The following is a 9,331-nucleotide window of genomic DNA, read 5'->3' as shown; positions in this document are numbered from 1 at the left end:
GGGAGGGGAGGTCGGGTCTCTCCTCGAAGCCCGGAGTCTCCTCGGTCACGCCGCACCGTCCTTCCTGGGCTTCTCGTCGTCGACGATCTCGGCGTCGACGACGTCGTCCTCGGGCTTGGCCTGGCCTTCGCCGGCCGCACCCTCGGGACCGGCGGCGCCGGACGCCTGGGCGTCCGCGTACATCGCCTGTCCGAGCTTCTGCGAGACGGCGGCGACCTTCTCCGTGGCGGTACGGATCTCCGCGGTGTCCTCGCCCTTCAGCTTCTCCTTGAGATCGGCGATCGAGGCCTCGACCTCGGTCTTGATCTCGCCGGGAACCTTCTCCTCGTTGTCCTTGAGGAACTTCTCCGTCTGGTAGACGAGCTGCTCGGCCTGGTTGCGGGTCTCCGCGGCCTCGCGGCGGCGGTGGTCCTCGTCCGCGTACTGCTCGGCCTCTTCGCGCATCCGGTTGACCTCGTCCTTCGGCAGCGAGGAGCCACCGGTGACGGTCATCTTCTGCTCCTTGCCGGTGCCGAGGTCCTTCGCGGCCACGTGCATGATGCCGTTGGCGTCGATGTCGAAGGCGACCTCGATCTGCGGCACACCGCGCGGCGCGGGCGGCAGACCGGTCAGCTCGAACATACCGAGCTTCTTGTTGTACGCGGCGATCTCGCGCTCGCCCTGGTAGACCTGGATCTGCACCGACGGCTGGTTGTCCTCGGCCGTCGTGAAGATCTCCGAGCGCTTCGTCGGAATCGTCGTGTTCCGCTCGATGAGCTTGGTCATGATGCCGCCCTTGGTCTCGATACCCAGGGACAGCGGGGTGACGTCGAGGAGCAGGACGTCCTTGACCTCACCCTTCAGGACACCGGCCTGGAGCACGGCGCCGATGGCGACGACCTCGTCCGGGTTGACGCCCTTGTTGGCCTCGCGGCCACCGGTCAGCTCCTTGACGAGCTCGGCCACGGCGGGCATACGCGTCGAACCACCGACGAGCACCACGTGGTCGATCTCGGAGAGCTGGATGCCCGCGTCCTTGATGACGTTGTGGAACGGCGTCTTGCACCGGTCCAGCAGGTCGGCCGTGAGCTGCTGGAACTGGGAGCGGGTGACCTTCTCGTCCAGGTGCAGCGGGCCCTCGGCGGACGCCGTGATGTAGGGGAGGTTGATCGTGGTCTCGGTGGAGGACGACAGCTCGATCTTCGCCTTCTCCGCGGCCTCGCGGAGACGCTGGAGAGCCATCTTGTCCTTGGCCAGGTCCACGCCGTGGCCGTTGGCGAACTGCTTCACCAGGAAGTCGACCAGACGCTGGTCCCAGTCGTCACCACCGAGGTGGTTGTCACCGTTGGTGGCCTTCACCTCGACGACGCCGTCACCGATCTCCAGCAGCGAGACGTCGAACGTACCGCCACCGAGGTCGAAGACCAGGATGGTCTGGTCGTCCTTGTCGAGACCGTAGGCCAGCGCGGCGGCCGTCGGCTCGTTGACGATGCGCAGCACGTTCAGGCCCGCGATCTCGCCGGCCTCCTTCGTGGCCTGGCGCTCCGAGTCGTTGAAGTACGCCGGGACGGTGATCACCGCGTCGGTGACCTTCTCGCCCAGGTACGCCTCGGCGTCCCGCTTCAGCTTCTGCAGCACGAAGGCCGACATCTGCTGGGGGTTGAAGTCCTTGCCGTCCAGGTTGATCTTCCAGTCGGTGCCCATGTGGCGCTTGACCGACCGGATGGTCCTGTCGACGTTCGTGACCGCCTGGCGCTTCGCGACCTCGCCGACGAGCACCTCGCCGTTCTTGGCGAAGGCGACGACGGACGGCGTGGTCCTGGCGCCCTCTGCGTTGGTGATGACGGTGGGCTCGCCGCCTTCGAGAACGCTGACGACGGAGTTAGTCGTGCCCAGGTCGATGCCGACCGCACGTGCCATTTCGATTCCTCCAGGTGACTTGAGTGGAACAGGCTCAAGGATGCATCACAGATTCCACGGAGTCAAAGGACCTGAGCCGAGGAGACTCAATTATTGTGCGCCCGCCCTTGCGGCAGCGGGTCCGCGCCCCTCGGACCGGCGGCTTCCCGGGGCGCCTACCGGACCCACACCGCTCCAGCATGCGATCGTTCCCCGACAAAAGCCATAAATCGCTCAGAGAACGGTCAGATGTGGCCATGAAGCGACATACACCCTGGCAGACACCCCGGACCTTCCCGCGCCCGGCCTTACCGCGCCGGGTCCCGCACCTGGCCTTACCGCCCCGGGTCCCGCACCTGGCCCGGCGCCTCGCGGCGCACCTCGAACCCAAACGGCTGCTGGACCTGACCCTCGGCCCGGTCCTGCTGGTCCTCGCCTCGCCCGTGCTCGCCGTCGCCGCGCTCGCCCTCGCGCTCGGCCGCCCGGCCGGCGGCGTTCTCGTACGCGACTACCGCACAGGGCTCAACGGACACCCCTTCCTCCTGAGTTCCCTGCGCACCCGCCGCTTCCGCCTCGACCTGCTCTCCCGGCTGCCCCACGTCGTACGCGGCCACCTCTCGCTGGTCGGGCCCGCCCCCCTGGAGTTCGGCTCCCCCGCCGCGGCGGCGCCCTGGCGGCAGCTCGTACGGCCGGGGCTGACCGGGCTCGCGCAGGTACGGCGCCGCTCCGGACTGCCGTGGGACGAGGCGCCCCTGCTGGACCAGCACTACGTGGAGCACCACTGGATCGGCCTCGACCTGGCGATCCTCGTACGGACGCCCGGCGCGCTCGTTCCTCCGGTCAGGGTCGCCTCAGCGACACAGATCACCGGCCCCACGGCTACATTGCGACGGAATAAGTGGGTACCCTCAGCACGAGCTGATTAAGTTACCGCTTAGTACGATCACCTACGCGTGCTGATCCACCCACCCTCGCAGGCCCGAGGAGCCCCCGAATGCAACTCGCCGCGATCATCGTGTCGCTGGTCCTGACCGTGGTCGGCGTCGCGCTCATCGGCCGCGCCGTCGCGCAGATCTACCGCTTCGTCCGACTCGGCCGGCCGGTGCCCGAGGGGAGCCGCACCGACGACCCGAAGCAGCGCAGCCTCACCCTGGCCAAGGAGTTCGTCGGCCACACCCGGATGAACCGCTGGGGGGTCGTCGGCGTCGCCCACTGGTTCGTCGCGGTCGGCTTCCTGACGCTCGGGCTGACGATCATCACCGCGTACTGCCAGCTCTTCCAGGCGGACTTCGTCCTCCCGGTGCTGGGCGGCTGGCTGCCGTACGAGATGTACACCGAGTTCATCGCCCTGGCCACGACGGTCGGCATCCTCGTCCTGATGGGCGTCCGACTGGCGAGCCTGCCCTCCCGCGCGGGCCGCAAGTCCCGCTTCACCGGCTCCAAGCTGGGCCAGGCGTACTTCGTCGAGTACGTGATCCTGGTGATCGGCCTCGCGATCCTCACCCTGCGCGGTCTGGAGGGCGCGATCCACGGTGTCGGCCACTACGAGGCGGCGTACTTCGTCTCGTACCCCTTGGTCGCCGCCTTCGGCGGGCTGAGCCTGGCCACCCTCCAGAACCTGGTCTACCTCGCCGCCATGATCAAGCTCGGTACGACCATGGCCTGGGCGATCACCGTCGGGCTCAACACCAACATGGGCGTCGCCTGGCACCGCTTCCTCGCCTTCCCCAACATCTGGTTCAAGCGCGAGGCGGACGGCTCCACGGCGCTCGGCGCGCTCCCTCCGATGACCAGCGGCGGCGAGCCGATCGACTGGGAGGACCCGGCCGAGGACGCGGTGTTCGGGGTCAGCCAGGTCGAGCAGTTCAGCTGGAAGGGCATCCTCGACTTCTCCACGTGCACGGAGTGCGGTCGCTGCCAGTCGCAGTGCCCCGCCTGGAACACGGGCAAGCCGCTCTCCCCCAAGCTGCTGATCATGTCGCTGCGCGACCACGCGCACGCCAAGGCGCCGTATCTGCTGGCGGGCGGCGGCAAGACCGCGGAGGGCGAGGAGGAGGCCACCGCCGAGGCCCTGAAGGACGTGCCCGCGGCGGCCCTCGCCGAGGCCGAGCGCCCGCTGATCGGGACGCTGGAGGAGAACGGCGTCATCGACCCCGACGTGCTGTGGTCCTGCACCACCTGCGGCGCGTGCGTGGAGCAGTGCCCGGTCGACATCGAGCACATCGACCACATCGTCGACATGCGCCGCTACCAGGTGATGATCGAGAGCGCCTTCCCGAGCGAGGCGGGGACGATGCTCAAGAACCTGGAGAAGAAGGGCAACCCCTGGGGGCTCGCCAAGAAGCAGCGCCTGGAGTGGACGAAGGAGGTCGACTTCGACGTTCCGGTCGTCGGTAAGGACATCGAGGACCTGACCGAGGTCGACTACCTCTACTGGGTGGGATGCGCGGGCGCCCTGGAGGACCGCGCAAAGAAGACCACGAAGGCGTTCGCGGAGCTGCTGCACATCGCGGGCGTCACGTTCGCCATCATGGGCGGCGACGAGAAGTGCACCGGCGACTCGGCCCGCCGCCTCGGCAACGAGCCGCTGTTCCAGCAGCTCGGCCAGGAGAACGTGGCGATGCTGAACATGGCGTACGGCGAGGATGACGACGACGCGTCGACGAAGAAGCCGAAGGCGTCGAAGAAGATCGTCGCGACCTGTCCGCACTGCTTCAACACGATCGCCAACGAGTACCCGCAGCTCGGCGGCGAGTACGAGGTCATCCACCACACGCAGTTGCTCCAGCACCTCGTGGACGAGGGCAGGCTCGTCCCGGTGACCCCCGTCGAGGGCCTGATCACGTACCACGACCCCTGCTACCTGGGCCGGCACAACAAGGTCTACACGCCGCCGCGCGAGATCATGTCGTCCGTCCCCGGCCTGCGCCAGCAGGAGATGCACCGCCACAAGGAGCGCGGCTTCTGCTGCGGCGCCGGCGGCGCGCGGATGTGGATGGAGGAGCGGATCGGCAAGCGCGTCAACAACGAGCGTGTGGACGAGGCCCTTTCGCTCAACCCGGACATCGTCTCGACGGCCTGCCCGTTCTGCCTGGTGATGCTGACGGACTCCGTCAACGGCAAGAAGAACGAGGGCCAGGCCAAGGAATCCCTCCAGGTGGTGGACGTCGCGCAGTTGCTGCTCGACTCGGTACGGACACCGGCCGACCCGGAGCCGGACGAGGAGCACGAGAACACGCCGGACCCGGAGCCCGAACCGGCGAAGTAGGACCGTCCCGCGCCCGAGGGGTACGGGCGGGCACAACCATCGGGGGACGGTACGGGTCCAACCGGCCATGCTGACAACTCCGCCGGCCGGTGGGCCCGTCCGTACCCCTCGGGTCCGTCTCGCGGGCCTCGTCTGCGTCCTGGGGCTGGCGGCGGCGTGCGGCGGTCCCGGCTCGCCGCCGGACGGCGGGCCGTCCGAGCCGCCGCCCCCTCCCCCGTCCGCCTCGTCCACCCCCGCGCCACCCGGTACCACCGCGTACTCCGACTTCGACGGCGACGGCGTGAGCGACCTCGTCCTCACCGACTCCGCCGCGACGGTCGACGGCGTCTACGCCGCCGGTCACGCGGTCGTGGTGCCCGGCTCACCGGACGGCCCGGCCCCGGACCGCCACCAAGTGATCACCCAGAACGGTCTGAACCTCGGAAAGGCTGGCCAGGGCGGCGCGTTCGGCGCCTCCGTGACCTCGGCCGACCTCGACGCGGACGGCTCGGCCGACCTGATCACCACGGCGGGCAGCGACACCGTCTTCGTCGTCTGGGGCGGCGGTTCGGGCCCGGCCGGTGACAAGGGCCTCAAGGGCGGGGCCCGGCTCTCCGGCGGCGCGCCGGTGGCCGGCGACTTCGACGGGGACGGGTACGCCGACCTGGTCACCGCGGGACGCTCGCCGTCGACCGCGACGCTGTCGTACGGCCCGTTCAGCCGGGCGGGGACACCCGCGGCCACGGTGCCGCTGGACCTCACCCCGGAGGACGACGGCCCGGAGCCCGGCTCCGAGGGGTACTACACGGCCCGCCTCGCCGCCGCGGGGGATGTGAACGGCGACGGCCGGGACGACCTCGTCGTCACCTGGACCCATGTCTACGCGGACGAGATGCCCGTCCCGCGCGCCACCGCCGTCCACCGCGGCACCGCCCGGGGCGCCGGGGGCGTGTCCGCCGCGTACACCCGCCTCAAGGACGCGGAGGGCAGGGACATCTACGGCGTGGACACGCGTACCGCCGACATCGACGAGGACGGCACGGCGGACGTGGTCGTCGGGAACTCCTGCGAGGTCGTCGGCGAGGAGCAGCGCGCGGACGACGGCAGCCGGCTGACGGTCGTGTACGGCGGCAGGGCGGACCGTGGTCCCGCCCGGAGGCCGACGACGATCGACGGGCGGACACCGGGGCTGCCGGGCGCGCCCGTCTCCACCGGCTGCGGCTTCGGGGTGGCGGCCACGGCGGGCGACATCGACGGCGACGGCTACGCCGACGTGGCCTTCACCGCCCCGGCGAAGGACGGCTCGTCCCTGGTCCTCGCCCTGCGCGGCGGCCCGAAGGGCCTGACCACCACGGGCGTCCAGCACCTCGCGGCCCCTGCCTGGGCGCTCGCGCTGCTGGACATGGACGGGGACGGGGCGGCGGAGCTGGCGATCGTCGAGGAGGCGGGGATACGCGTCCTGCACGGCGGCCCGGACGGCGTGACGGGCACGGGAACGGGCGCGGACACGGGTCTGGGCGGGGGCGCGGGTCCGGGCGGGGGCGCCGACGGGTGGCCGCGCCGGATCGGGCTGTCGGACGTGGGCCTGACACCGGCACCGCGCGACCTCTTCGGCCTGCGCTTCGGCCGCTGAGAACCGCCCGGCCTGGGCACGGCGCGGCGTCCCGCGCACAATGAGGCGGTGCGTCGGGGGCCGGTGAGTACGGATGGGGCGGTTGGGATCATGCGGATACGGCGGATACGGCGGATACGTACGACCGGTGCGACGGCGGGAAGGCCGGCGAGGACGAGGAGCGCGGCGGTCGCCCTCTCCGCCTGTACGGCCCTGCTGCTCCCCCTGACCGCCTGCACCTCCTCCGGCCCGTCCCCGGCCTCCCCCACGTCTCCGGCGTCGTCCTCGGAAGGTTCTGGCGGCTCGGGCGGCTCCGGCGGCTCCACGGAGGCGAAGAACGGCGACACCGCCCCGGGCGCCGGCGCGACGGCCACCGCGCGCCGCGCCGTCCCGCGCGGCAGGGGCAGCCGCCTCCCGGACGACCTGAACGGCGACGGCCACCCCGACCTCGTACTGAACGACCTGGTCACGGCGGCGGGTGACACCTACGGGGACGACGCGGGCATCGGCATCGTGTACGGCGCGAAGGGCGCGACCCCCTTCGACCCGGCCGTACGCCAGACACTCGACCCGCGCGAACGGGGCGCCCGGGTGGACGGGGTGCTGCCCGCGGCGTTCGACGCCGTGGCGGCGTGCGACCTCGACGGCGACGGCTTCGGCGATCTGATCATCGCCACGGACCCGCCGTACAACGGCATCGGGACGCCGCCCGTACCGCTCCAGATCCTCTTCGGCGGCCCGCAGGGGCCCACCGGCCGCGCGGTCGTCCTCAAGATCCCGGCGAAGGCCCGCGCGGGCGACGAGTGGCCCGACCATCCGGTCTGCGGCGACTTCGACGGGGTGGGGGCGGGGGGGCGGCCCGGCGCACCCCGCGCGCGCCCGCCGCCGCTACGCGCGGGCGCCGAGTGCCCCCCCCCCCCGTCTGGGGCCTACTTCTCGGTTCTCGGGGCGGCCCACCGCGCCTCCACCGCGAGCGGCGGCCGAGTCAGCTTCCTGCGCGGCCCGTTCGACCGGACCGGCGCCCCGCGCGCAGCCGCCGCGCCGGTCCCGGGCGGCGGCCCGGTCCTGACGGCGCCGGAGCCGAAGAGCGATGCGAACGGGGACGGTTACGACGACCTCGTCGTCGTGGACCGCCCCCGCGCGCCCGGGGCCGCCGCGCGCGGAACGCTGCTGCTGGGCGGCCCGAACGGACCGGAGCGGACGGGCGGCGCGTACCGCTTCACGGAGCTTCGGAAACCCCCGGCGCCGCGTCTCCCTGGCGTACCGGCGGGAAAGGCGGCCACGGAGGTCCTGCGTGCGACGGACGGCTACCTGGCGACGCGCACGCACCGCGCGGAGACCTCGGACCTGGTGGCGCTCTACGCCCCCGCCGGCTCAGGGGCGCCGGCCTACCGCCCGCACCCCCTGCTCACCTTCAGCACCACGCTCTTCCTGGACTGATGTCCCTGACACCCCTCCCTGGGGACATCCCCCAGGGTTCCCCTAAGGGATGTCACAGCTCGGCCGCAAAGGCCCTCCGGTTCCCTCCCTCCGCCACCGCGCCCGCCGGGAGCGGGTACGTTCGATTGCGTGGCTGGATTCAGGATCGGACGCGGCCGGGACAACCGCACCTCGCAACAGCAACCGCAGCAACCGCCGTACGGACGGCAGGCGCCGCCCCCCGCATACGGGGGCGGTCAGCAGGGCGCGCCGTCGTACGGCCGGCAGCAGTGGCCCCCCGCGGGCGGTGGACAGCCAGGGGGCGGCGCGCCGCACGGCGGCGGCCGGGCCGGTGAGCCCGAGTACTTCGGCGACCCCTACGGGCAGCAGCACGGGTACGGCGGCGCACCGCAGCACCAGGGCGACCCGTACGCCAACAACCCCGGGCACACCCAGCAGTTCAGCATCGACGAGGAGCGCTACGGCGACGGCGCCTCGTACCAGGCGGCCCCGGTCCCGTCCGGCCCGCGGCTGGCCTGGAAGGAGCTGCTGAGCGGCATCGTCCTGCGGCCGGCGCAGACGTTCCTTCAGATGCGCGACTACCCGGTCTGGGGCCCGGCCCTGATCGTGACGTTCCTCTACGGGCTGCTGGCGCTGTTCGGCTTCGACACGGCCCGTGAGGAAGCGATCAACGCGACGCTGACCACGGCCATCCCGTACGTCCTCACGACGGCGGTCGCCTTCGTCATCGGCGGTCTGCTCCTGGGTGTGGTCACCCACTCGCTCGCCCGCCAGCTCGGCGGCGACGGCGCGTGGCAGCCGACCGTGGGCCTCTCCATGCTGATCATGTCGATCACCGATGTCCCGCGCCTGCTCTTCGCGCTCTTCCTGGGCGGCGAGAACTCGCTGGTGCAGATCATCGGCTGGGCGACATGGGTGGCGGCGGGCGCGCTCTTCACCGTGATGGTGAGCAAGTCGCACGACCTGCCGTGGCCGAAGGCGCTGGGCGCGTCGGCGATCCAGCTCATCGGGCTGCTGTCGCTGCTGAAACTGGGCACGCTGTGACCGCAGCGCCGTAACGGGTGGGTGGGGGGGGGGGTGGGCCGCCCCCCCCGTCCCCCCCGACCCCGTCGGGCGGCGCACCGTGCAAAGATGGGTAATCGGCAGGACAGGGC

6 protein-coding genes are annotated in these 9,331 nt (G+C 71.5%); 5 read left to right on the top strand and 1 reads right to left on the bottom strand.

Annotated elements, in window-relative coordinates; genetic code table 11:
* Positions 1 to 45: 45 nt before the first annotated feature.
* Positions 46 to 1,899: a molecular chaperone DnaK gene (gene dnaK / locus ACFXPK_RS06385; protein ID WP_329824214.1), complete on the bottom strand. Its 1,854-nt coding sequence runs from the start codon at positions 1,897 to 1,899 to the stop codon at positions 46 to 48.
* Positions 1,900 to 2,135: 236 nt separating this feature from the next.
* Between dnaK and ACFXPK_RS06380 the strand changes: the two genes are divergently transcribed.
* The 5 genes from ACFXPK_RS06380 (at position 2,136) to ACFXPK_RS06360 (ending at position 9,221) form a co-directional block, all read left to right on the top strand.
* On the top strand, positions 2,136 to 2,804 hold the full coding sequence (locus ACFXPK_RS06380) for a sugar transferase (protein WP_385004624.1): 669 nt from the start codon (positions 2,136 to 2,138) through the stop codon (positions 2,802 to 2,804).
* Positions 2,805 to 2,872: 68 nt separating this feature from the next.
* Entirely contained in the window at positions 2,873 to 5,146 is a 2,274-nt protein-coding gene (locus tag ACFXPK_RS06375) for a (Fe-S)-binding protein (RefSeq protein ID WP_385072288.1), read from the top strand.
* Positions 5,147 to 5,213: 67 nt separating this feature from the next.
* Positions 5,214 to 6,758, top strand: a complete 1,545-nt coding sequence (locus tag ACFXPK_RS06370) for an FG-GAP repeat domain-containing protein (RefSeq protein WP_385072285.1) — start codon at positions 5,214 to 5,216, stop codon at positions 6,756 to 6,758.
* Positions 6,759 to 6,848: 90 nt separating this feature from the next.
* Positions 6,849 to 8,177: an FG-GAP repeat domain-containing protein gene (locus ACFXPK_RS06365; protein WP_385072282.1), complete on the top strand. Its 1,329-nt coding sequence runs from the start codon at positions 6,849 to 6,851 to the stop codon at positions 8,175 to 8,177.
* Between the two features lie 129 nt (positions 8,178 to 8,306).
* Positions 8,307 to 9,221, top strand: coding sequence for a Yip1 family protein (locus ACFXPK_RS06360; RefSeq protein WP_385004632.1), 915 nt, complete (start codon positions 8,307 to 8,309; stop codon positions 9,219 to 9,221).
* The last annotated feature ends 110 nt before the right edge of the window (positions 9,222 to 9,331 follow it).

The organism is Streptomyces sp. NPDC059142, assembly GCF_042755665.1.
Lineage (GTDB): Bacteria > Actinomycetota > Actinomycetes > Streptomycetales > Streptomycetaceae > Streptomyces.
This window is presented reverse-complemented; position numbering and strand designations above follow the sequence as displayed.

Excerpts from the sequence above, each read along its gene's own strand:
- ACFXPK_RS06375 (WP_385072288.1), top strand. The coding sequence starts at position 2,873 with ATGCAACTCGCCGCGATCATCGTGTCGCTGGTCCTGACCGTGGTCGGC.
- ACFXPK_RS06380 (WP_385004624.1), top strand. The coding sequence starts at position 2,136 with ATGAAGCGACATACACCCTGGCAGACACCCCGGACCTTCCCGCGCCCG.
- ACFXPK_RS06365 (WP_385072282.1), top strand. The coding sequence starts at position 6,849 with ATGCGGATACGGCGGATACGGCGGATACGTACGACCGGTGCGACGGCG.
- ACFXPK_RS06370 (WP_385072285.1), top strand. The coding sequence starts at position 5,214 with ATGCTGACAACTCCGCCGGCCGGTGGGCCCGTCCGTACCCCTCGGGTC.
- dnaK (WP_329824214.1), bottom strand. The coding sequence starts at position 1,899 with ATGGCACGTGCGGTCGGCATCGACCTGGGCACGACTAACTCCGTCGTC.